The 24,081-nt window shown below is 35.4% G+C and carries 19 protein-coding genes; all 19 read right to left on the reverse strand.

Annotated elements, in window-relative coordinates:
- Positions 1–188: 188 nt before the first annotated feature.
- The 19 genes from WAE64_RS05765 to kdpB all read right to left on the reverse strand — a co-directional run bounded on the left by WAE64_RS05765 (position 189) and on the right by kdpB (position 24,071).
- Complete coding sequence (locus WAE64_RS05765) at positions 189–1,337, reverse strand: cysteine desulfurase family protein (RefSeq protein WP_340235290.1); 1,149 nt, start codon at positions 1,335–1,337, stop codon at positions 189–191.
- A 276-nt stretch (positions 1,338–1,613) separates the two neighbouring features.
- Positions 1,614–2,531 (reverse strand): phage/plasmid replication domain-containing protein, encoded by a 918-nt coding sequence (locus WAE64_RS05770; protein ID WP_340235291.1) that lies wholly within the window; start codon positions 2,529–2,531, stop codon positions 1,614–1,616.
- A 24-nt stretch (positions 2,532–2,555) separates the two neighbouring features.
- A complete protein-coding gene (locus WAE64_RS05775; protein ID WP_340235292.1) occupies positions 2,556–2,861 on the reverse strand; it encodes a DNA-binding protein in 306 nt (101 codons plus the stop codon).
- Between the two features lie 101 nt (positions 2,862–2,962).
- Positions 2,963–4,033 carry a hypothetical protein gene (locus tag WAE64_RS05780; RefSeq protein WP_340235293.1) on the reverse strand — a complete coding sequence of 357 codons (1,071 nt, stop codon included), beginning with the start codon at positions 4,031–4,033 and terminating at the stop codon, positions 2,963–2,965.
- Between the two features lie 16 nt (positions 4,034–4,049).
- Positions 4,050–5,132: a tyrosine-type recombinase/integrase gene (locus tag WAE64_RS05785; RefSeq protein ID WP_340235294.1), complete on the reverse strand. Its 1,083-nt coding sequence runs from the start codon at positions 5,130–5,132 to the stop codon at positions 4,050–4,052.
- 345 nt (positions 5,133–5,477) lie between these two features.
- Entirely contained in the window at positions 5,478–7,271 is a 1,794-nt protein-coding gene (locus WAE64_RS05790; RefSeq protein ID WP_340235295.1) for a sensor histidine kinase, read from the reverse strand.
- A 36-nt stretch (positions 7,272–7,307) separates the two neighbouring features.
- The gene (locus WAE64_RS05795; protein WP_340235296.1) at positions 7,308–9,224 is read right to left on the reverse strand and encodes a sensor histidine kinase; all 1,917 of its coding nucleotides are present in this window, start codon (positions 9,222–9,224) and stop codon (positions 7,308–7,310) included.
- Positions 9,225–9,303: 79 nt separating this feature from the next.
- Positions 9,304–9,996 carry a hypothetical protein gene (locus WAE64_RS05800; protein ID WP_340235297.1) on the reverse strand — a complete coding sequence of 231 codons (693 nt, stop codon included), beginning with the start codon at positions 9,994–9,996 and terminating at the stop codon, positions 9,304–9,306.
- 65 nt (positions 9,997–10,061) lie between these two features.
- Positions 10,062–10,757, reverse strand: coding sequence for a hypothetical protein (locus WAE64_RS05805; RefSeq protein ID WP_340235298.1), 696 nt, complete (start codon positions 10,755–10,757; stop codon positions 10,062–10,064).
- A gap of 2 nt (positions 10,758–10,759) precedes the next feature.
- Positions 10,760–12,205, reverse strand: a complete 1,446-nt coding sequence (locus WAE64_RS05810; protein WP_340235299.1) for a hypothetical protein — start codon at positions 12,203–12,205, stop codon at positions 10,760–10,762.
- A gap of 7 nt (positions 12,206–12,212) precedes the next feature.
- Positions 12,213–12,941 carry a hypothetical protein gene (locus WAE64_RS05815; RefSeq protein ID WP_340235300.1) on the reverse strand — a complete coding sequence of 243 codons (729 nt, stop codon included), beginning with the start codon at positions 12,939–12,941 and terminating at the stop codon, positions 12,213–12,215.
- Between the two features lie 12 nt (positions 12,942–12,953).
- On the reverse strand, positions 12,954–14,351 hold the full coding sequence (locus WAE64_RS05820) for an OmpA family protein (protein WP_340235301.1): 1,398 nt from the start codon (positions 14,349–14,351) through the stop codon (positions 12,954–12,956).
- 166 nt (positions 14,352–14,517) lie between these two features.
- A complete protein-coding gene (locus WAE64_RS05825) occupies positions 14,518–15,270 on the reverse strand; it encodes a LytR/AlgR family response regulator transcription factor (protein ID WP_340235302.1) in 753 nt (250 codons plus the stop codon).
- Between the two features lie 260 nt (positions 15,271–15,530).
- Positions 15,531–17,042 (reverse strand): nucleoside hydrolase-like domain-containing protein, encoded by a 1,512-nt coding sequence (locus WAE64_RS05830; RefSeq protein WP_340235303.1) that lies wholly within the window; start codon positions 17,040–17,042, stop codon positions 15,531–15,533.
- A gap of 439 nt (positions 17,043–17,481) precedes the next feature.
- Positions 17,482–19,239: an ATP-binding protein gene (locus WAE64_RS05835; protein WP_340235304.1), complete on the reverse strand. Its 1,758-nt coding sequence runs from the start codon at positions 19,237–19,239 to the stop codon at positions 17,482–17,484.
- 11 nt (positions 19,240–19,250) lie between these two features.
- Positions 19,251–20,375, reverse strand: a complete 1,125-nt coding sequence (locus WAE64_RS05840; RefSeq protein ID WP_340235305.1) for a sensor protein KdpD — start codon at positions 20,373–20,375, stop codon at positions 19,251–19,253.
- The gene (locus WAE64_RS05845) at positions 20,375–21,451 is read right to left on the reverse strand and encodes a porin (protein WP_340235306.1); all 1,077 of its coding nucleotides are present in this window, start codon (positions 21,449–21,451) and stop codon (positions 20,375–20,377) included. The genes WAE64_RS05840 and WAE64_RS05845 overlap by 1 nt, the downstream gene beginning before the upstream one ends.
- A gap of 5 nt (positions 21,452–21,456) precedes the next feature.
- A complete protein-coding gene (locus WAE64_RS05850; RefSeq protein ID WP_340235307.1) occupies positions 21,457–22,017 on the reverse strand; it encodes a K(+)-transporting ATPase subunit C in 561 nt (186 codons plus the stop codon).
- Positions 22,018–22,028: 11 nt separating this feature from the next.
- Positions 22,029–24,071 (reverse strand): potassium-transporting ATPase subunit KdpB, encoded by a 2,043-nt coding sequence (gene kdpB / locus WAE64_RS05855; protein WP_340235308.1) that lies wholly within the window; start codon positions 24,069–24,071, stop codon positions 22,029–22,031.
- Between the last annotated feature and the right edge of the window lie 10 nt (positions 24,072–24,081).

Consider the following 24,081-nt stretch of genomic DNA (forward strand, 5'->3'; position numbering starts at 1 on the left):
TGTTTAAAGTAAAATTAACATTTTAGCTAAATTTTACCTTGACACAGTTTAATTTACAGTCTCCAGAATGTCTAATAATATAAAAAGCAATTTTAATAGTTTTCAACAATCTGATTTTAGTTCTTCAATAAGATAGTTAAAATTATATCTTAACTATCTTATTGAAACAATAATAGAAACTTCTTGTCTTAGAGCATGGCTCTTAATTCCATGACTTTATTCTTTATTATTTCTACTACTAATGGTATCTCTTCGATAGTGTTAAACTTACTTAAACTAAGCCTGATACTCGAGTAAGCTTCAATGTCCGTTAAACCAAGTGCTATCAAAACATGAGAAGGCTCAATTGATATAGATGTACAAGCAGAGCCATTAGAAAAAGCAATATTATCAATACTTGAAATCATAGCATCAGCATCACATCCTTTAAAACGTATATTACAAACATTATAAAGTCTTTTTTCTATATTCCCGTTTATCTTGCTATCTTCAATTTTTAAAAGTTCTTTTTCTAGATTATTTCTTAAATCTTCTACATACTTTGCTGTTATGCTCATTGTTTTATTAGCGATTTCACATGCTTTGCCAAATCCGGCAATACTAGCTACATTCAATGTACCGCTCCTATATCCTCCTTCATGCCCTCCTCCATGTATAAGAGTTTCCAATTTTACTCTAAAGGGTCGCCGTTGCCTTATAAATAAAGCTCCTATACCCTTTGGCCCATATATTTTATGTGCTGAAAAAGTCATTAAATCTATTCCTAAATCGTCAACTTTAATTGGAATTTTGCCTACCGCTTGGGTTGCATCAGTCATAAATAAGATACTGTTATTATGTGCTAATTCTGCAATTTCCTTTATAGGCTGGATAACTCCTATTTCATTATTTACGGCCATAATAGAAATTAGAATTGTATCAGGTCTTAGCTTAGCCTTTAAGAGATTTAAATCTATTAAGCCATCGTCTTTTACAGGTAAATAAGTTATTTCGAATCCCTTCTTTTCTAGATATTTACAAACATCTAGTACTGCGGTATGTTCTGTTTGAACTGTAATAATATGCTTACCCTTATTTTGATATATTTCTGCTACCCCCTTTATAGCAAGATTAATGCTCTCTGTTGCGCCAGAAGTAAAAACTATTTCGTTTATTTCACAACCTATTAAGCTTGCTATTTGTTGACGTGCTACTTTGACAGCTTCATTAGCACCAACTCCAAATGAGTGTGTACTGGAAGCATTTGCAAAATTGTCAGTGAGGTATGGTAACATTACCTCTAAAACTTGCGAGTCTATTTTTGTAGTGGCGTTATTATCAAGATAAATTAAGGACATAAAAAAGAATGTTAAACATTATCATAAAATGAACAAGTTCACAGCTTATTACAAAATTACTATTAGATGATTTTATTTAAAGCAAATAATAATAGAAAAATAGCTCACATAAATAATCTATATGATTTCAAGAATATTTAAATCTTAAATATAGCTTCTTTCCTATAGAAATTTCCCCAATTCTCTTAATTATATACAAGACCGGAAAATTCGGAAAATACTAACAAATTAAGGTGTAAAATTTGACAAATAATGTCAAAGATACCCCTTATTATATTACTCCAAATCATAATTTGATTGTAATGCTATTACTTTATCATTTAGTTCTTTTATTAATTCATTTGGCTCTATTAATATTCCATTATTATAAAGTTCTGTCAACATACGTTTTGTTCTACTTGCATATTCAGCACGTTTAAATTGATTCTTTTTCCTAGCTTCTTCTATTAATTCAAATACCTCATTTTGTCCTCCTAGGCTACTAATACCTTGAAGAATTAAATGGTTTAAAATATCCTTAGGCTCTAACTTAACATTTTTATTAAAAGCTATTCTCTCAAGTTTATTAATTGATATGTATTCACTAACATATTTGTCTACGATATTAACAAAGAACAATTTATCATAAAGTATTTGTACTAGCAGTTCCCTAGAGTTAAAGGCTTTATTAATTTTATCCATAAACCTTAACTCAAATCTTAATAGGTTTTTATTTTTTAACATATTAGGCACTATACTCCTACTCTTTTTACACTCCGCAATTTTATCGTAAAAAAGTTTTGTCCTCAAACTATTACTATAATAAAGTGATGACGATGTTAAAGAGCGTCTATAGCGTGAACTAGGGCCTAGATAATAGAAATAAGCACTAGGAGAGTATTTCATAATAAAATTATGTCCTATATCCATTCTAGTGATTCTAGCTTTCTCTAGCGGAATTTTTAAAGTATCAGACAATGCCTCTATGGCATTCTTCACATCAATCCTTGTAAAGGTTTGAATATTATTTTTCAAGTACCATTTGCTCAAACTCCCCTGAATTTTTATACCTTGTTCTGTAAGTGTTACTTTTAAATTCCCCAATTTTCCTAATACAAAAGAATTGTAATCGTTTCGACATTCAATAGTATTGCTAAGTAATGGAGCAAGTTTCAAACCTGCTCCATTATACCATAATCCTAAAGTATCATACATGTGTTTCTTAAGGAATTTGTATGATTATTTTCTTGAATTATTAGATGAGACTTCTTTTTGAAGTTGAGTATGAGTTCTAATAGGGTTTTGTAGAAGCCATTTATCGACCTCAGCCTTTTCAAAGAAAAGTGTCTTGCCGTGAGGACAAAAATGCGGAACAGCACGTAAAGAGGTTAATTTATATCCATAAGATTTAGAAATACCTACATATCTACAAAAATCCTCAAAATTAAGCACGGTTTTTTGCGCAATAAGTCCTTGCTCTATACGGTCTAGTTTGTTGTTGGTTTGCTCAAAAAATTGAACAAGTGAGTTTTGATTTTCTGCCATTTTCTTAATTTTTTATGTTAAAAAATATGGCTTTGCAAAGCCTTTTTCGATATCAAAGGCAAAGAAAGATAAGATAGTAAAGCAAAAGAATAGACCATAATTTACTGTATATAGAGTAAATTATTAGAAATCATCTTATCAATATTTAAAAGTTCCATTGAAAATTTATTATATGTATTATTTACATTCATACTTTGATTCAAAAGTTGTTTATAGCTCCCCTTTTCAAATAGATAATCATATCTTTGCCAAAACGCCTCTTCATCTACTAAATAATGTTTAATAAAAATTGCCCCTTTCGTTTTACTTTTCCACTTAATTACTTCAAAATCTTCACATAATACTTTTCCATTAAATGCATTGATAAAATACAGTAGTTTAGTAGTTGTGCTTAAGAATCCGGCTTCTATTAGCCTAAAATACAAGTTATTTAATTGTTCTTCTGAAAATCCCAAATCGTATCCAAGTAACTTATTTTCATCAGTTTCTATATGCCCATTTTTTTCAAGATAAATTTTTAAAAACCTTTTATATTGATTTAAAGGGATATGATATGAGGCCAAAAAATATAAATCTAAGAATACATTAGCAGTTAACGTTGAACACTCATACAATTGAGTAAAATCTGGATTAAAATTATCTTTATTATTTGTGAGGTCCTCAAAGAAATCCCTAACGTTTTTCTTCCCTTCATTCGGTGTAGATATTTTCTCATTATTAAAGGTTAAATTTTCAAGATGATAGGTTATTCTGATTAATTCTTTATTAGCATATTCTAATTTATCAGCTTTTTTATCCACGTCCTGTAGAAAAATCACTTTATAGGTTTCATAATCATAAATAGGAGGATTTTCTTTTTTCCTAAAAATTAAACTGTCTTGAAACCAATATTTACTAACAAATGCTTTCTCTTGATTAGTAATTGGAACTGGTTCATAAATTCCCATTTGTTCATATTCTTTATAAATAGTATCTCTAATTTCCGCTAACCTATAAACGTCATTAATACCTTTTTCTGCTTTAATATATTCTTGTATATATAAGCTATCATCTAAATACCTTAAATCAGTATAATGATTTTGCCAAAATATAAATTTCTCTTCAAACTTTATTATCTTTATGAATTTCGCCCTAAGCTCTTCCCTATATAATCTTTTCTCTTGTTTATTCATACAAAAATGAAATAAGTTAAAATGTGGGTATAGATTCAACTGCTTTCTTTTTCATTTCATCAGCTACTCTTATATATTTTGTTGTATGCTTTAGAGAAGTATGCCCCATTAGCTTACTAATTGTTAAAATATCATTTTCATAAAAAGCTAATAAAGTCCCAAAAGTATGTCTTGCACAATGGAAAGTTATATGCTTCTCAATTCCAGCTCTTTTAGCCCAATATTCTAGGTTCTTAATAGTAGCATTATGGCTGGGTAAAGAAAAAACGTATTCTTCTTCCTTTCCTCGTTCTCCTAAAAATTGTTTGGCGTTAGTATTTAAAAATACTTTTACATTTATATCTGTTTTAGCTTGTCTTATTTGTACACTATCATCTTTAATATTTTGCCATTTAAGAGCTTTAATATCTACAAAACGTAATCCAGTATTACAAGCAAACAAAAAAGCTCTCTTAACTTCTTTATTGCCACAATTTGCAGCTATTAAGGACTTCATTTCTGCTATAGTTAATGTATCCTTTTCTAACTTATTTTCTATTTTATTATTTCTGACATCGCTAGCTGGATTTTGTTTAAAAATTTTATCTTTACCTTTACTACAAAAGGATAAGAATTTTTTAAATCGGGCAAAGTAGCCCTGCGGTGTTTCTCCATTTAAACGACTTTCAAGAAAATCTTTAAATTTTATGCAAAGTGTTTCATCAATTTGCTTTGTAGATAATGGTGGTGGGGCAAACTCTTTAAATAATTTATAAACTGCCTGCATTACTCTTTTATCCTTTTGCTGGTAAGAATCGAGATAACTCTCAAATGCAGAATGAAACTCAACATTTCTATTTCTCTTTTGTTCTAAAGCTTCATCTATTTCACCGGTAAACAATTGGGTTTCTCTTATATTCCTTAATGCTTCAACTTTTATCTTTACATCCTTATTATGCTGTCTTTCAAGTACACCTTTAGGAGTAATAAAATAAAATTCATTTGTTGCTTCCCAAATACGTTTGTGATTTTGATACCAAACTAGGTAAAGTCTTAACTTATTTTCTGAAGTACTTTTTTCTTTGATAGAAACTCTTCGTTTAGTTGTTTTAAATTCCATCAATTTGTCCTTGTTTAGTTCTTATTAGTAAATTTATAAACAAATTGTAGAATATTCATAAACTGTAGAAAAATTGTAGAAACTTCCCATTTAAATTATATAGAATACACATAAAATACTGATTATAATAACTTTACGTATTCGTAGTAAATTCCCGTCCCCGGTACAAAACAGCTCAAAAACGAGCAAAATAAACCCTTGATAATAAGCAAATCAGCTAATTTTCAAGGGTTTTTTATTTGCCCTTATTTTCCTTTGTTTTGCAATTCAAAGGGATCATGGATCATGCTTAAAAGTTGTGGGGTGGTAAAATAATTTCGAGATCTGCATCTCATTCAGTTACACCTACACCAAATGTAAAACTCTGACTAACGTTCCCACGGGTTCATTATGTTCATATAAATCATTAATTGAAATAGTTATTTTATTCGAATAGTTTCGGTTAAACAACTCAACTCTTTGGTTGGTTATTTCTGTACCTTTTGATTGGTGCTGTTTCATTGATTTTTCTTTAAGCTTGCCAGCTTTAATCCGCCCAACACCATTATCTTTTATTAGAAATTCTACCATAAAATCATCAATTTTCTTTATAAAAATTTCTATGCGCTTATCAGATTTGGAACTGGGCATCAGACCATGCCAGATAGCATTCTCTACAAATGGTTGCAAAAGCATTGGGGGTATTTGTAAGGCTTCTACTTCTATATGCTCATCTATCATAATAGAATAGCTAAAATTATCGCCAAGGCGCCTCTTTTCAATATCCAGATATAACCGGAGTGCTATCAGTTCTTCTGATAAACGAATGACATTTTTTTCAGAATGATTAAGTATCATACGCAGCAATTTTGAAAACTTCGATAGGTAATCACTTGCATTTTCATTTTCGTTTACCATTACCATATACCTTATTGAATTAAGGCTGTTAAACAGAAAGTGTGGATTCATCTGGCTCCTTAAAGCCATCATCTCAACCTGCATTACTCGTTTTTCAATATTATCTTTTTGTTTGCGTTCGTCATCAACCTTATAAGCAATAGCAAAAGCAAATACCAACATCTCTACCAGCACTGCAAAGGGCATTGTAAATATGGTATCTAAAATACCCGGAATTACAAGGTATGACAGAAGCCCGTATCGTAAATAAGCAACGAATAAAAGCCCTACCAGGAAAAGGTTACAAAAAATGACATAACTTATGAGTTGGTGTTTTACTTTAAAGCTAATCCATATCAATGCTATCAAAAGCATGGGGTATAACCACACACCCGAAAAAACAAAATAGAGTTCATGGGCATTTATGCTTTTAGTAAAGAGCAAAAGCAATGGGTCTGTTATACCATAGAAAATGATTAAATATGATAAGTAATACAAAAAACGGGTAAGCTTAGGGTAATTAGGCTTAAGGTCGAGCAACTCTATCAAAAAAAAGATATATGCCCACATACTGAGCATTTGTGCACATTCTGGTAAGTGTAAGTAAGAAAGATTAGCAAACTTATGCGGGGTTGAACCATTTATTTGATGATGTAAAATTACTTTAAGCAATAGTAAGACCAGATTACCCAGGCCATATAGAAAATAATATAGAAAAAGTGGCCTGCGGTAACGCATAAACATAATAATTGAAAACAGGCTCACAAAGCCTAGTGCTCCCAACATTATATAGCCGGAAAGAAGCTCTTCATTATTTTTTTCTTGTATTTGCTTATAGTAATTATCAAAAAAGGGTTGAGAAAAAACATAATACTTATGAGTTGAAACCGAACACGGAATACTAAGTAACTGTTGATACGCCGAACAATAGGCAATTGGACTGATAATAAATGTATTTGTTGCTCTGGCAGGTAAAACGATTTTCTGATAACTATGAATGCCATCAGTTTCCCAGTCTGACCGAACAAGTGAGCTTGATGATTTTAGCTCTTGTTTTTGTTGATCAAATAACCATATCTCTTCATTAGTTGCTGAATAAAAATAGACAACAGCGGGCTCAGAGGTATCGTTTTCAATAAGTATTTTTTCTGTATGCACCCTTATGCTATCTTTAAGTTTACTGATTACATAAGGCCCATCCCCTGCACATACAGAATTGAGTAAACCTAGCCACACAAAAAATATAAAAAAGAATCTACGCATCTAACAGAAAAATAATCATGAAATTTAAGATTTTACTTATAAAGTATACAAAACCCTTACCATTGTGCCAACTGGCTCACCGTCTTCATATAAATCGTTAATAGAAATTGTTATTTTATTAGCATAGTTCCGGTTAAATAATTCGATACGTTGACTTGTAATTTCGGTACCTTTTGATTGATGTTGCTTCATCGACTTTTCTTTCAATTCGCCAGCCATTATTCTACCTATACCATTATCTTTTATCATAAATTCAACTAGCGAATCGTTAATTTTCTTGATAAATATCTCAATACACTTATCTTTTCTCTGGCTTGGCATTAGCCCATGCCAAATCGAATTTTCAACAAATGGTTGCAAAAGCATTGGTGGTATTTGTAGTGCCTCGGCTTCAATTTGTTCATCTACCATGATAGCGTAGCTAAGGGTTTCGCCAAAACGCCTTTTCTCAATATCAAGATATAATTTTAGCGCAACTAATTCTTCCGACAACCTAATTACATTTTTTTCGGTATGATTTAATATCATCCGCAGTAGTTTCGAAAACTTTGTCAGGTAATCGCTTGCAGTGTCGTTTTCATTTACCATTACCAAATATCTTATTGAATTTAGGCTATTGAATAAAAAATGGGGGTTCATCTGGCTCCGTAGAGCCATCATTTCAACTTGCATGGTTTTTTGTTCGAGTTCATTTTTTATTTTGCGTTCTGCCTCAATTTTTTTTGCTATAGCAAGTGCGAAGACGATAATTTCTAGCAGAATTGCCAACGGAAGTGTAAACAAATGATTCAGAACTCCATACCAATGCTGCTGATTTAAAACTCCGCCTTTTAGCCAGGCCAGCATACCAAATATAATCAGAAGACTATTGCCAATAATTAAATATCTTACCATTGAAGAGCCTACTTTTACGGCCACAAAAATGAGTATACCTGTATAAAGCAACAGAAGCGGAATGCGATTATTATTAAACAACCATAACTGTAAACCCGAATCGTTAGTAAGAATCAACCATACAAAAACTACTAGGCTGTAAGCTATAAACCCCTTTGCCAGCTTATTAAGAAAATTTGAAAAATCTGAATGGTTTTTTTTTAGGTCAAGTAACTCTATTATGAATAACAAATACACTGCAAACCCTAGCCATATTGTGGTTTCAGGCGAGTAAAACTTAATTATAGGCAAAAGACCTAGCAACTGGCCAATATACGTAAAACTACGGCTCTTAAACAGTGTAAAGGTAAATGCCGCCAGTACATAAAGAAGGTAGTAAAAATAGATTTTCTCATGACGGTTCCGATAAAAAATCAGAAATGCAACTACTAAAATTATACCCAAGCCACCCTGATAAAACGTTCTTATCTGAAGCTCTTCAAGGTTATGGGCATAGTAGTTATTGAGCCAATTCTGATATCTTTTCTCGTTTAGTAAAGCATAAGTAGTTTTTATAGACCGCTGAGGGAATATTCTTAATGCCGGAATCAGCCCCTTATAATTATATATATTTATATAAATCTCAACAGTTGCACTTGCAGGCACTTCAAAAGTATTCACTCCTATTAACTCGGTTGAGTTTCGCTTATATGTTGAAACAAACTCACCATTATTCAGATAATATAACTTCTCTTTTCCTTTGAAGATATAATAATCACAAGTTTCATTATCTGGGTTTCTTAGATAAAACTTTTGAGGATAGTTGAATTGGTTTTTCAGAAAAAATCGTATCCAAACATTTTTTTCTCCTGGTATCAAATACACACTATTCAAGGGTTGCCAGTTTTTTTGTTGTTTTATGGCCTCAATTTCGATTTTGCTTGTTGTGATAAGAATCTGACTGAGGCCAAATATCGGCGAATACGCTGAAGTATCGGTGATAGTCAGTGTATCGGGCTTTCCCAGTACAGGATTAACCACCAGTAGCCATAAAATAATTTTTAAGTAATTCCGACTCATGTGTATAAACACCTATACATCTGCCTAAGATGTATTATCAATTCAATACCTAAAATTGACATTTTTTGCCCGTTTTACCTCAATTTTTTGTGTATTTAAAATTTACTTTTATCCGACAGACAGGCAAATTAGTTATCTTAAACGTATAATTCATAGTGCCTTCTATATTTTTAGGGCTCACAACTCTTACATCGTATACTGTTGTGATAACATCGCTTTCGGTGAGTTGCAAAATACATTTATATACATTAGACTCAACCGGAAACCATTTTGCTTCTTTTGCATCAAGGAGAGGAACTGGCGAAAAGGGTTTATCGAATACCTTATTGCCACTTTCTATTATTTTTATTTTATCTAGCTGAGTTTCTATTCCTTTAGGACAATTTCCAATCTGTGGTTTTTCGTTTTGTACTGTCCATCTACCGTCTTCAGGTTGTATATTCTGGTGTATAAACATCGACCACGGCACAAAAAGGGGGTCTCCTTTGCCACCAAAAAGCTTATGTAATTCTTTAGGGTCTCGTTTTCTGTCCGGATAATTTGTTCTTGTGCCATCACTCTCTAATGAGAAAGTCAGTATTCCCTTTTTGGCTTCATAATTGCCTAAGTAATTAAACATGGCATCGAGTTGTTTGTAAGTAAAAGGATGGTCATAAAAAACACATCCTTTACCAAATTCACAGAAAGCCACTTTGGGTTTTTCGTTTACCTGAGCAAACATCTGAGAAGCTGGATTTAGTAGCAGGATTAATAATAGTGTGTTAGTTTTCATATTATAAAATTTCTATCAATAGGATTTATTTAAAATGACTGAATTCGCCTTATATATTACCTAAGCTAGGTGCATTTTTTTAGTACTTCCAAAGCCAGTTTCTGGGCTAAGGCAATGTTTTCCTCTGGGTTTTCGCTTACATTCACAATCACTCTAAAAGTAACTTTTCCTGCCAACACTATTAAATAGTTACTGCTATATTCCCAAGCTGCGGCGTCGCCTACACCTTGTATACGCAAATATTTAGTAGTAGCTGCAAGACTTTTGGCTATATCAACAGTATTTTTTACATCTTTTTCTGCAACACCTTTCTTATTTAATCCTTTTTCTGCCTCCTGAAAAGCCTTTTCTTTTTCGGCTTCTGTTGGGTTACGATACAGGTGGTTAAAAGTAGCTAATGGTGTTTCTTTTTTTGAATAAAAATCAATTACTTTTAGCCATTTCAGCCCTATCTCGTTCGATTGTGGGTAAGATGTACCTTTTACTTTTCTATCGCTTGGCCATGAATAGGTATAAGAATCATAGTCGAATTTTCCTATTGCTGATGGTCTGTAAGTAAGCTTGGCGGTTGCTAAACTGCTTGTGTAATATTTCTTGATTATATCAATCGGTAAAAGCTGGTTTAGTTTGCCCTGATAAGAAAGTAGGCAGTCGTCAATAACAGTAGCAGGCAGCCGCCTTAAAGCATTGTTGGCTCTTAGTAATGGAACACCAAATAAAAAAAGAAAAAGACCCGATAGTAATATTTGTTTCTTATTCATGGCTATTGGTATTGATAAGTGATAACCAGGCTATGAAACTGTAAAGTATTGCCAGTCCAGTTACCTACAGATGAGATATTGATATAATAAGAATAGTCTGAATTGCTGATTACCTCATTTGCAGTGCTATTGATACTACGAATGCTGGCAATGGATCCGCTACTGGTAGCATTGGCTATTGTATTAAAACTATTGGTGGTATGTGCATTGCGGCTAAAAGTAAACGAAATATCAGAGGCTGAGTTGTCTAGTACATACATTCTTATATTTGTTACTTTTACGCCATCGGGCAAGTTAACGGGTAGATACATAGTACCACCGCTAGTAGTTGTATTAAACCACGCAAAACCACTGCCCCGCCGTATTTCATCAGTCCAGTTTTGGGCTTGGACATGGCTAAAATTATAGCTGATAAATTCATTGGAACTGTTGGTGGTACGAAGTACACCGTCTTTATCCGCAAATACAGGTCTACGTTCGGTGGCATTATTTTCAGTAAAATCAAGGGTATTTGAGCGTATAGTACCGCCAACATCAAGCATTGCTTTGGCATCATTGTAAGAAGTACCATTATACGAGGGCCTGATGGTTACTCTGCCGTCATTATCTATACGCATGGCATAGTTACCATTTACATTGTAATTTTGTTGCAATTCTGATGTTACAAAAAGCAACCCGGAGGATTTAATAGATCCATATTCTTCAAAGATATTACCTGAAAAAATACGCCCACCTTTCAGACTAAACTGGTCGTGAATCAGTATTGTTGAAAAACTGGTTGACGAACTTTTAAAACTTGCAAGTGTATCACTTGGCCCTGTTACACTGAGCATCCTTTGCGGATTGTTTGTGCCAATGCCTACATACCCAGTACTACCATTAATAAACAAACGGTTTTTATTATCGGATTTAAAAAGAAAAGAACCAGTTGTGTTGGATTCGAAATCAATACCAACATCTGATTTTATTTTTAAACCACTTAAACCTGATGTTAAAAAAGCTTTATTGTTAAGGCTAACAGTTGTATTGCCATCAATATTAGTATTGCCAAAAAATGCAACATTCTCGTCGTTTTCAAGCACATTGAGCCTGTAGAGGCCGTTATTGGCGTTATCGGCCAGCACAAGTTTTCCTGTGGCATTCAGGTTAAATTTAGGCCCAAGGGTTGAGTCAATGGTTGGAAACAATAATACCCCATTTTTAGCATGTATCTGCATAGTGCTATACGAAGACCTTATTCGCCCATGCAATTGGGTATAATTATAAAAGTCAATAGGCGCAAGGTGCCCCTCTGCCGATATTTTGAGAGGTCTTGTGTGCTCTGCTCTTATTTCAGTACCGGTACTGCTATTATTAAATAAGCTAACACCCGGCTCAATACTTACTGACTGCCCCATTGCCTGTATGCACAGCAACAAGAAACAGATAGACAATAGTTGTTTTTTCATGGGTATATTACTCTTCATAAGTAAGAAGTATCTTAATAGGTTTTGATAGTATCTGATTACTACTGCCCGCAGCATTTAAGACAGTAATTGTGGCATTGTTGGTACTGCCACCCACAAAATAATTATATTTATAACCGGAGTTAGCATCATAATTTGGTGGAACCATATGCCCAAAAGTGCCATATTCGGCCAGTATCTGTACACTTAGTATTTTTTCGAGTGGTATATCAGTATTAACACTCACAGACCCTCCCTGAATATTTGAGGTTGTTGCTGTGATTTTCTTCATTTTAATAGCAGGGGCATCTTGTCCGAGTTTTGTATATCCATGATTAACAAATTTCACAGTAGAATTAAAACTTTGTTCATAAAGCGTCAGGACTCCTACTTGATTAAGTACCAAATAGTAACTTTTACCAATTGTATTATTGTTTGTAGTTACGGTGCTAGAAAGGCTTATGTTTTTATCCATTCCATACATTCCGATACCATTTGAATAATTCATACTAATGCCGCCGACTTTTTTTCTGAGATAATTGTTATGAGCAAGTATAGACGGCAGATCATTAATATAGAATGAAAAATCAGCTCCATTATACTTACTATCGATGTTGAGACTATATGATTTGAACCTGATATTGCCATGAAACGTACTTGAATCGGCAGTGATTACACCAAACTGGGCATAGCTATTGATGGCAATAAGCCAAAAGAAAAGTAGTTTGAGTTTTTTCATATCGATTCCTGATTATAGCTTTATAAACTCTACCCTACGATTATTTGCTTTACCTTGAGGTGTTGTATTAGGCTCTGAGGGTTCGCTTTCACCCTTGCCGTCAGTTTCCATCTGTGTATTAGGAATACCAAAGTCTGTTGTAAGTGCATTTTTTACTGCTGCTGCACGGCGTTTCGATAGGTCAAGATTTTTGCTATCGTCGCCATCGCTATCTGTATGGCCTATTATTTTTACTTTTACAGTCGGGTTTTCTTTCAATACGGTGCCAATTTCTTTCAGAACCCCATAAGATTCAGGCTTTAACTTATCTGAATTTACATCAAACAAAATTCCTCTTGTTACAAGTTTTCCCTCGGTAATTAGTTTGCTTCTTGTATCTGGTGCTCCAACCGCAACTCGTAGATTTGTAAGGTATGGCAAGCCGCCATTTGTATACGTAGCAAATAACAAAGAGTACTTAACATCTGTGATAAAAGCTCTAGGCAAGTCCCAAACTTTAGTTTCATTAATGTACAGCCTTACACGATTTTTTTGTCGCCAGATAGAAATATGATTAGATTCTTGCGGCTTCCAGCTAATCGAAACGCTATTATCAAGTATTTTGGTGTTTTTATTGTCTATTACCCAGGCAAGTGATACTCCATCGCCAGCGGGTAAAGGATGAAGATCAAAATTAGTTCTTGCTTCTCCATTAAAGTGTTGGTCATAAGCTGCATTACGCTGGCTCAACTCCGGAAAAATTACTTTTAGTCCTGAACCATTGTTATCAAAATCCTCCGAAATCATCATATCAAATTCTAAAGTGAAATTATCGGGTAATTCACTCACAAATTCAGGATAGAAAATACCATTAGCAGATAATTGCAACCATTTAAATGTACTACCGTCAACATTTACGATTTCACCACTTGCATTAGTATTCCATTTTGCCGGAAAGTCGCCCACGGCATCTTGAGAAAAATCTTCAACAGCTACTACTTTTTCGCCGGGTATAAAATCAAATTTTGAGTAGGCTTTCATTGAAGTTTTTTTCGGTGTCTGCGTTATAGATTCATCATTACCACCAGAAGTTTTTTTCTTGGTTTGAGTAACCTCAGAATCCTCTTCGGCATCCGTTTCATCATCATCAGCAGCCGATTTCTTTTTAGATTTTGACTTGGCAGTGCTTGTCTCTTCTTCTTCTATTTCCTCGTCATCTTTTGACTTTTTGGCTTTTTTATCTTTTTTCTTGAAAATATTGCCAATACCCTCTTCGATTTTATCCAGTCCTTTATCTATGTTTCGGTCTATACCGTTGTTAACACGGTCATTGGCTTTTCGTTTGGCAGTTTCTTTTGGATTGATGATTTGTGCAAAAGCAATGTTTACCATAATGAACAAGGCAAACAAAAGGGAAATGATTTTTTTCATGGTTTGAGATACTGTTTTGATAGTAACTCAAAAGTAGAGAGATGCTTCAGAAGAAAAGCTTATAATTTATTATGCTCAATATATGACTTATTAATCAGTCATTTTGAGCTAGTATCCGGAAAGGCAGGATAGTAAAGTAGCAATTAAAAGTCTGAAATAATTGTTTTCAGCCAAAGGTCAGAAAATTCAATTTATTCATCAATTCGTCTTTACGGCTTCTTGAAACTGTAATCTGGGTACCGTCCTTCATTTCGATGTAGCCACCCTCGCTACGTACATATTTTTTTATGTATTTAAGATTAATCAGGTGTGATTGATGTACACGTATAAAATTCATTTCTTCAAGTAGGTCGTCAAAATCTTTCAAAGTTCTTGACACCAGCATTGAGGGCTGAGTAGTAAAAAAAAGGCGTGTATAATTACCATCTGACTCACAGCGTATAATATCTTTTATTTCTATAAACTCAAAGCCCTGCGATGTCGGAACGGCTATTTTTTCAATGGCTATTCCTGTTTGCTTTACCATTTTTTGCAGATACTCGAGTCGGGCTTTTACTTGTACTTTTTTTTCGGCATACTTAGTTAAACAAGCTACTAAGTCTTCAACCTCAACTGGTTTTAACAGATAGTCGAAAGCACTGTATCTGAATGCCTTTATGGCAAATTGGCCGTAAGCGGTTATAAAAACTACTTCAAAATCATCTTTTTGTATTTCACGCACCAGGTCAAAACCGTTCATTGAGGGCATCTCTATATCAAGAAAAAGTAAATCGAAATGATTTTTTTGTAGAAAATCGAGCGCACACAAAGGATCATTAAATTTACCTATTACCCTTAAATCCGGGAAATTAGCTTTAAGTAAAATATCTAAGATTTCTGTACTATCTTTTTCGTCATCTACTAATACGACATCTATCATATTTCTTTTTATTGAGAAAGTAATATAGTATTAAATTAAGAGAATGCTGTACAAATTTAAACTAAAGAAAGTATAAAAACCTGCTTAAATGTTAGCTTTTTATCTAAACTACAAGTTTTAAAGCTAGGTTTTGTATCTGACGCCGGGTTCTCAAAACTTGCAACTCTTTAAAAATAGTAATTAAAAAACAAATAATCGGTATCGAAAAATTCGATACCGATTAACAAGCAGATTATGCTTCTACTCTAGTATATTCAATCTCATAGAACTGTAATAATCACTCTTTGGTAGCGTGTTAATGCAGGCGAGCCATCATCTTTTCCTTCAACAATAATGTGTATCGTATCTCCACTATTTAAACTAGCAGGCAATGTTATTTCGGCCATTTCGTTAGTATTTTTGTTTATTCCAACAGCCTCTTTGGCAGTTCCTGCTTCTTTGTATTGCCAATAGTTAAAATTAACCCTATTGTTATCGGGGTCTTTGGCACTTGCTACAATTTTCAGCTTGCTACCGGCTTTGGCTTTTATAGCGTTTCCGGTTTTTACAAAAATTTTTGGTGGATGATTAGCGTTTTTAAAATCTTTTATACACCAGTCGGCACGGGCTGCAAAATCTAATTGAATAGGCTCTATCCAACGGGTCTGCGGATACGTTAAATCCATTTTTTGTGTATACGGATTATAGTCAGCCACATTTTTTCCGTCTTCCCAACGATTCGGGTTTTCGGCAGATTGGTTTAATCTACCACCCCAACCACCATACGATGGGTTCTGAATATTACCCAAGCCTACATCAACCAGATGCAGATACGCTGGTGAGTCGCCCTCTGATATGAAATCATATTTACCGAATTCACCCCATTGCCCTGTTTTTACTTTGCTTAAATCGCCGTGTATATGCTCATCGTCGCCCTCCTGTTTTTGTCCGTCGCCGTAGCTATAATACATTTTTGTAAGCGGCCCATGATTATTAATGATTTCGTCGCCCATAAATTTACCCTCTAACAAATAATGTTGCGACTGCGGAACGGCTTTTTTCCAAGGATAAGCAAAACACCAGAACTGACTTGCATTGTAAAAAACCTTAAGGTCTTTCCAGTTTGGAGCAATATATTTTTTATAAGTAGCATCTTGGTCCAGAATAGCATAAATAATAGCCTTATCGCATATTTTCTTATATATTTTCGGCCATTGAGGTGTATTTTTATACGCTTCTTCTATTGATTTTAAAGCTCTTGCAATGGTGTTTGTACCGCCCCATACCTGCAAATAGATAGGCTCTGTGGTGGCATCAAGCAATTTGTTTTTAATAAGCTCAGAGCCTTCGGTTACTTTTTCCATTTCGCCTTCAAAATCAATATTACCCACTTTTATCAATTTACGAAGTGCGTTCGGAGTCGGAAAAGTTTTATCGTGCAAAATAAGGTTTGGATATACTTTTTCGTAAGCCCCAATCAAATCCTGCATCCAGGTAACACCGGGCCAGCGAAGGTCAGTTTTTTCGTTATACATCTTCTTAGTCATTTCCATTTCCGACACAAACTTGGTGCCTTTGCCATCGCCTTTGTAATGCCACATAGAGCTACTATACACCAAACCTTCGATTCTGAACTCATTGGCATATAACAACATTCTGATAAACGAATCAACATCGTCTATCTCGCCATCGGTAGTTACTATTGTTCGGGGCTTCGATTGGCCCATGGCAGTATTCACCATAAATACTCCCCCTAAAAACAAGAGGAGCAGTAAACTGATTTTTCTTTTCATTTTAAGTGTTTTGTTTCAACATAGTAACTGATGTTACGTTTCGTTTGTAAAATGCCTTTGCAAAACAGGCTCATTTACTTAGCGCATAATAAAGCCCCTTTTAAATTAGATTTAACAGCCCCAGTTAGATGCTTTTATAAGAAAAAACATGAGTAAGGTTATCTGAATCAATTTACAAACGCTCACATAATACATGCCTAAAAAGTACTTGATTATTGAAGGATTTGCTAACTAAATCTCGAAAAAATCGTTTTTTTTGTTTAGAGCACCAAAACCCCTTACTGTTTTTCAATTGATAGTTAACTTACACCAAATTGATGCCCAATGCTATTATCTAATATTGATGATAAACCTGTTGAGGTGGTTTTTACAAAGAAAATCACTAAATAATTGGTAAACAAATCAAAATCGGTTGTCATAAACCTAATTTAGCTATTTTTCATAACATCAGTTTATAAGCTTCAGGGGGATTTTGTAAGCTATTCAGCACAAACGAAAAGGTGCTTCCGGCACCAAAATCGCTTTTTACTGAAATCTCACCTCCTTGCACTTCAATGAACTCCTTACTTATACTCAAGCCTAGCCCTGTGCCTTCTTTTTTTGTACCGGGTATCCTGAAATAACGGTCAAATATTCTGTTGATGTATTGGGGCGAAATACCCTGCCCTGTATCTGTAACCGAAAAACGTACTTTGTTATTTTCTTTAGCTACTTCGATAGTTATTATCGAGTTATCATAAGAATACCTGATTGCATTAGAAAGCAGATTTGTAAGCACCCAAGCCGTTTTATCATTATCGGCAAGTATTTTAGGTAAATCATCAGCTATCTTTACTTCAAATTTAATCTGCTTTTGTTCGGCTGTGGCTTTAATGGCATTTACGGCATACTCCACAATCTCTCTAGCTTCTGAGGGCACAACGTTTATCTGAATAGTACCGCTTTCTACTTGGGTCATATTCAGTAATTCGCCTGTGATTTTCAACAATCGGCCTGCATCTTCTTTTATACTTTCTACAAGGCTTTGCTGCTCTGTATTCAACTCTCCCACCCTTTTATTCTCTAATAACTGTAAACTCATTTTTATTGATGAAATAGGCGTTTTCAGTTCATGAGAAACAGTAGCAATGAAATTTGTTTTGGCAAAGTCAAGTTCTTTATATGGGGTAATATTTTGCAGAAGAATCACATTACCAATATATTTTTCTTCTTTTTCGCCCGTTGGCGTAATCTTAATCGGTATAATTTCTTTTTCAAAATAACTTTCTTTGTTATTGGCATATATTTTAATGGGCAGTATTTTGGTGTTAGTATCGTTTGTTACTAAATCCTGTGCCAAAGTTTTTACTAAATCATTCTGTTTGGCAATATCTAAAATACTCTTCCCTATCACATTATCTTTTTGTAAACCAGCAATTTTCAGGGCAATGTCATTCATAAATAAGAGTATATTTGCCTCGTCGAGACCTATTACAGGTTCACTCATGTTGTTGATAAGTGTTTCAATCCTTTGCTTTTCCATCATGAGTTTTGCCAAACTGCTGTTGCTATATTCTTCCAGTTTCTGAGCCATTGTATTAAAAGACCTCGCCAGTTCGCCAAACTCGCTATGGCTCTCAAAATGTACCCGTTCCGAATAGTTTTTATCAGCAATTTGCCTTATACTATCGGTAAGTTCTCTGATTGGATTGGCCACATTAGAGGGCAGATTCACCAGCAACGTAAAAGCAATCAGAAAGCAGAGTGTGCCGGTAAAGGCAATCCAGACAATGGCTCTGTCGGCAGTTTTTGTGGCTACCTCGCTTTTGCGCTGTATGGCCTGCATATTCAAGAGCATAATATCAGTAATATCTCTCTGAATCGTTTTTATCAAAAGCCTGTCATTAGGTGTTTGCATTATGCGGGCAAAATCTACTGTTACCTTATCGGTTAATTCTTTTTCGCCCACTTCAGTAATAGTAGCAGTTTGTTTCGCAAGATTCTCTTGAAAATTTTTTTGGGCTTCGGGGTTTGCAATATCATCATTCAATGCATTGAGCATTTGTCGGCAATAGGCAAGGGTATTATAGTTGTCGGTCAATATATTCTTCGAGTCGTCCGACAATTTGTTTATATAAGTAGTACTTATGGCTGTGAGGCCCACAATCATTGCAAACAAAAGCCCTACGCCAAGCACTAGTTTTGTTTTTATCTTCATTGTTCAAATCTTTAACTTAATATCACCAGGTCAACATCATTAGTCGATAGTTTTTTCAATAGTTCGTTAAAAACATTTGTTGCTAAAATAATGTGCATGAGGCTCAAATGTGGCTTGCCAATGCAAATAGTTGTAATTTTCCTTTTTTCGCATTGCTCAACAATAGCTTTTGAAACATTATTGTTTTCTACCTTGATAATCTCGGCACCTAATTCGGTTGCTAATTTAAAATTATTAATCAGATGTCGCTGTTTGTCGAGTGCTATTTTATCAGCACTTTCTTTAGCCGTTTGTACATACAGCACATACCATTTGCTGTTGTAATAGTTGGCAAGCCTTGCAGTTTTACGGATTACGTTCTTTGCCGTTTTTTCGTTAGAACTAATACAAGCCAGAAATTTTTCCCGTTTTACGGCGTTGGTTAATGTAACTTCGGTTTCTACTTTACGCACAACCTGCGAAGCCACCTCTTTCAAAGCCAGTTCACGCAATTGCAAAATATGCTCGCTCTTGAAAAAATTATTCAGTGCCGTTTCAATCTTTGCACGTTCGTATATCTTTCCCTGTTTCAATCTTGTAATCAATTCATCGGCTGTTAGGTCAATGTTTACTACTTCATCAGCTTGGGCAAGTACACTATCTGGAATGCGTTCTTTTACTTCTATGCCTGTAATTGCTTTTACCTCTTCATTCAAACTTTCGATGTGCTGTATATTCACGGCGCTTATCACATTAATGCCTGCGTCTAGTACTTCTACCACATCTTGCCAGCGTTTGTCGTTCTTACTACCCTCGATATTGCTATGCGCCAGCTCATCAACAATCACTACTTCGGGGCGTAGGTTTATGATTGCCTGCACATCAAGCTCTTCAAGCTCTTTACCTTTGTAGAAGAGTTTCCGGCGAGGCACAACAGGCAAACCCTCCAACAATGCGTGGGTTTCGGCCCTGTTGTGGGTTTCAATATAGCCGATTTTTACATCAATGCCGTTTCTTAACAAAGCATGGGCTTCTTGTAACATACGGTAAGTTTTGCCTACACCGGCACTCATGCCAATGTAGACTTTAAACTTACCTCTTCTTGATTTCTTTATCAAATCAAGAAAATGCTGCACTGTTTGATCTTTCTCAGACATCAGAATGAAATGGCAAATGCTGTGGTTACGAAAAAATTACTATTGCTTGGCTCGTTGTTGAGCATAAAGATTTTGTCTTTGCTGGCAAAGCCTCGGCCTTCAATCCGCCACATAATATTATCCCGAATGCTGTAATCATAGTTTAACGAATACCCAAAAGTTTTAAATCCGTTAGGCGTATTTGTGCCAATAATCACACCCTTTTTATCGCTGTAATATTCGCCTCTTAATGCAAAATTATGTTTCGGACTTGGACTGAATCGGAGAATTGCTATGGGTGTACACCATGTGTTATAGCTACTACTGCCTTTGCTTTTTTGCTCTGCGCCAATATCAAAACCCAAGGTTAGTGCATACTTATCTGTTAGTTGAAAAACACCATACAAGTTATGAAAATAACGCATTTGCCTTGTGCTATCGGGTTTATCGTTACCAACGAAAGAACTACTATTTAAAGTGATTTTTGAATTGGGTTTAAATACCAATTGATGCCCAAATGCTGGCGTGTTGTTGCCCATTACTCGCTGGATTCGCTGCCAGCCATTAAGCACCAAACCACTAACAAGCCATTTGCCATTATCTGTTATATAGGTAATTTTCGCCCCGCTTTCATAATAAGGTGAGTTATCGGCTAATATACTTCTGGTGAGTGTCCAGTTATCTTTGCCTATTGCACTCTCAAAGCCAATGTGTGAGGCAAATATTCCGGCATCAATCCACAGGTCTTTTGTCTTTGAGATTTTTACTCCTACGTTTGCCTCATAGATATTTTTCAATACACCTGGTTCGGCTGCAAGATTGGCATTCATGTAAGTACCTGCAGCCAAAGCAAGATTAGCCCTTACGTTTTGCGCCTGATAAGCCACTTTTACAAAGCCCAGATTCAGATTTACTTCATTATGCCTGTTGTGTGAATAAGCAAATGCAGGACGGCTGTGGTCTTGTGGCTTCCCGAAGTCGTAGGCATAATATGGTTCCAGGTAAGCACTAAAAGTCAATGTGGATTTTGAACTGTCGGTTTGTGCGAAGCTTTTTGTTGCAAATAACAATAGTACTGCAACCATCAATTTTCTCATTTCACTTATTTTAAATTATCTAATGCAATATTTAGTTTGAGTACATTTACTCTTTCGGTTCCGAACAAGCCAAGCAGTGGTTGTTCGGTATTAGAAATAATTAATTGTTGTAGGTTTGCCTCAGCAATACCTCTGATTTTAGCTATACGCTTTACCTGTACTTTAGCTGCCTGTACCGAAATATGTGGGTCGAGCCCACTACCACTTGCCGTTACAATGTCAGAAGGAATCTCTGTTTTAGCAACATCGGGGTTATGAACCAGAAATGTATCAATACGTGCCTGTACTGTATTTAAGTAATCGGGGTTTGATGGCCCTTTATTACTACCACCTGCACCGGCAGCATTGTACTCAACTGCCGATGGGCGAGAATAAAAATATTTATCGTCGGTAAATTTTTGGCCTACATTAGCATAGTAGGTTTTACCATTATGCACAAGCACTTCGCCTCTACCGTTATTGTCAGATACCTGTGCTGCGCCTAATACAATAACTGTATAAACACCTGCGAAAAACAATAAGCAAACGATTGTAAGCCTTATTGCGGAAAAAATATGTTCTTTCATTTTTTTTAATTTTAAATAAATAGTGAAACCAGAATGTCAATCAGCTTGATTCCGACAAACGGAATAAGCACACCACCCAAACCATACACCAGTAAGTTTCTGCGCAATAATGCACTTGCACCAATTGGCTTATAAGCCACTCCTTTTAAAGCCAATGGTATAAGCATCGGAATAATAATAGCATTGAATATCACTGCTGAAAGTATTGCACTTTCAGGCGAATGCAGATTCATGATATTTAAGCCCTGCAAAGCCGGAATAGATGCAATAAACAGCGCCGGAACAATGGCAAAATATTTGGCAACGTCGTTAGCAATACTGAATGTTGTAAGCGTACCACGGGTCATTAGTAATTGTTTGCCAATCTCAACAACCTCAATCAATTTGGTAGGGTCGTTGTCAAGGTCTACCATGTTGCCTGCTTCTTTGGCAGCCTGTGTACCGCTATTCATAGCTACACCCACATCGGCCTGTGCTAGTGCGGGGGCATCGTTTGTACCGTCGCCCATCATGGCTACCAATCGGCCTTCGCCTTGCTCTTTACGGATATAGTTCATCTTATCTTCCGGTTTTGCCTCGGCAATAAAATCGTCTACACCTGCTTTTTCGGCAATGTATTTTGCTGTAAGAGGGTTATCGCCTGTTACCATCACGGTTTTGATACCCATCTTGCGTAAACGTTCAAAACGCTCTTGTATACCCGGTTTTATAATGTCTTGCAACTCTACTACGCCTAGCACATTTTCATTTTCGGCTACTACAAGCGGTGTACCGCCATTGCTCGAAATGGCCTTTACTCTATCAGCCGTTTCGTTCGGAAACACGTTTCCTGCTTTCTCAACCAGATTTCTGATAGCATCAGAAGCGCCTTTTCTGATTTTAGTTGTCTCGTAATCAATACCTGAGCTTCTGGTTTCGGCTGTAAATTTTATGAACCGTGCGTTTTCTACCTTATAATTTGATGGACTAACACCTGCCAACTCAATAATCGATTTCCCTTCTGGGGTTTCGTCAGCCATTGAGCTTAGTACTACGGCTTTCAAAAAGTGCTTTTCATCAACGCCTTTTACCGGATAAAAATTCGTTGCTTTTCTGTTCCCAATCGTAATTGTTCCGGTTTTATCTAAAAGCAGCACATCAATATCACCTGCCGTCTCAACTGCTTTACCACTTTTGGTAATCACATTGGCTCGCAAAGCTCTGTCCATTCCGGCAATACCAATGGCCGATAACAAACCACCAATAGTTGTAGGAATAAGACAAACAAATAACGAGATAAAGGCCGCAATGGTAATAGGCGTTTGTGCGTAATCGCCAAAGGGTTTCAGCGTAACACTTACAATAATAAATACCAATGTAAAGCCAGCAAGTAGAATAGTAAGTGCTATCTCGTTTGGTGTTTTCTGGCGGCTTGCACCTTCTACCAGGGCTATCATTTTATCTAAAAAGCTTTCGCCAGCTTCGGTAGTTACACGTACTTTTATTTTGTCTGACAATACTTTTGTACCACCTGTTACGCTACTTTTATCTCCACCTGCTTCACGAATCACAGGAGCACTTTCGCCTGTAATTGCGCTTTCGTCAATAGTAGCCAAGCCTTCTATTATTTCACCATCCGACGGAATTATGTCGCCTGCTTCACACAAAAAAACATCACCTTTTTTGAGTTGAGATGAGGGCACAACCTTTATCTCGTTCAGATACATCTCGCCAACAGTTTGTATCCATTTGGCAGGGGTTTCTTCTCTGGTTTTACGTAGGCTGTCGGCTTGTGCTTTACCCCTTGCTTCGGCAATGGCTTCAGCAAAGTTTGCAAATACCAGAGTGATGAACAAAACCGAAGTTACAATGAGGTTGTAGGTCAGGCTTCCCTGATTTTGTTCACCTGTCATAATCCAGATACATACGGCTACCATTACCAACGTACCGACCCATACTGTAAACATAACAGGGTTACGGAACATTTTTACAGGGTTTAGTTTGATAAACGATTGTTTCAGGGCCTCTTTTATTAATGCCGGTTGAAACAGTTTGTTATTTATATCGACTTTCATGATTTTACTG

Origin of the sequence: Emticicia soli (assembly GCF_037860775.1) — a bacterium.
Classification (GTDB): Bacteria; Bacteroidota; Bacteroidia; order Cytophagales; family Spirosomataceae; genus Emticicia; species Emticicia soli.

What these genes read in the sequence shown, in the direction of transcription:
- WAE64_RS05765 (WP_340235290.1), bottom strand. Translation starts at nt 1,337, where the DNA reads ATGTCCTTAATTTATCTTGATAATAACGCCACTACAAAAATAGACTCG.
- WAE64_RS05770 (WP_340235291.1), bottom strand. Translation starts at nt 2,531, where the DNA reads ATGTATGATACTTTAGGATTATGGTATAATGGAGCAGGTTTGAAACTT.
- WAE64_RS05775 (WP_340235292.1), bottom strand. Translation starts at nt 2,861, where the DNA reads ATGGCAGAAAATCAAAACTCACTTGTTCAATTTTTTGAGCAAACCAAC.
- WAE64_RS05780 (WP_340235293.1), bottom strand. Translation starts at nt 4,033, where the DNA reads ATGAATAAACAAGAGAAAAGATTATATAGGGAAGAGCTTAGGGCGAAA.
- WAE64_RS05785 (WP_340235294.1), bottom strand. Translation starts at nt 5,132, where the DNA reads ATGGAATTTAAAACAACTAAACGAAGAGTTTCTATCAAAGAAAAAAGT.
- WAE64_RS05790 (WP_340235295.1), bottom strand. Translation starts at nt 7,271, where the DNA reads ATGCGTAGATTCTTTTTTATATTTTTTGTGTGGCTAGGTTTACTCAAT.
- WAE64_RS05795 (WP_340235296.1), bottom strand. Translation starts at nt 9,224, where the DNA reads ATGAGTCGGAATTACTTAAAAATTATTTTATGGCTACTGGTGGTTAAT.
- WAE64_RS05800 (WP_340235297.1), bottom strand. Translation starts at nt 9,996, where the DNA reads ATGAAAACTAACACACTATTATTAATCCTGCTACTAAATCCAGCTTCT.
- WAE64_RS05805 (WP_340235298.1), bottom strand. Translation starts at nt 10,757, where the DNA reads ATGAATAAGAAACAAATATTACTATCGGGTCTTTTTCTTTTTTTATTT.
- WAE64_RS05810 (WP_340235299.1), bottom strand. Translation starts at nt 12,205, where the DNA reads ATGAAAAAACAACTATTGTCTATCTGTTTCTTGTTGCTGTGCATACAG.
- WAE64_RS05815 (WP_340235300.1), bottom strand. Translation starts at nt 12,941, where the DNA reads ATGAAAAAACTCAAACTACTTTTCTTTTGGCTTATTGCCATCAATAGC.
- WAE64_RS05820 (WP_340235301.1), bottom strand. Translation starts at nt 14,351, where the DNA reads ATGAAAAAAATCATTTCCCTTTTGTTTGCCTTGTTCATTATGGTAAAC.
- WAE64_RS05825 (WP_340235302.1), bottom strand. Translation starts at nt 15,270, where the DNA reads ATGATAGATGTCGTATTAGTAGATGACGAAAAAGATAGTACAGAAATC.
- WAE64_RS05830 (WP_340235303.1), bottom strand. Translation starts at nt 17,042, where the DNA reads ATGAAAAGAAAAATCAGTTTACTGCTCCTCTTGTTTTTAGGGGGAGTA.
- WAE64_RS05835 (WP_340235304.1), bottom strand. Translation starts at nt 19,239, where the DNA reads ATGAAGATAAAAACAAAACTAGTGCTTGGCGTAGGGCTTTTGTTTGCA.
- WAE64_RS05840 (WP_340235305.1), bottom strand. Translation starts at nt 20,375, where the DNA reads ATGTCTGAGAAAGATCAAACAGTGCAGCATTTTCTTGATTTGATAAAG.
- WAE64_RS05845 (WP_340235306.1), bottom strand. Translation starts at nt 21,451, where the DNA reads ATGAGAAAATTGATGGTTGCAGTACTATTGTTATTTGCAACAAAAAGC.
- WAE64_RS05850 (WP_340235307.1), bottom strand. Translation starts at nt 22,017, where the DNA reads ATGAAAGAACATATTTTTTCCGCAATAAGGCTTACAATCGTTTGCTTA.
- kdpB (WP_340235308.1), bottom strand. Translation starts at nt 24,071, where the DNA reads ATGAAAGTCGATATAAATAACAAACTGTTTCAACCGGCATTAATAAAA.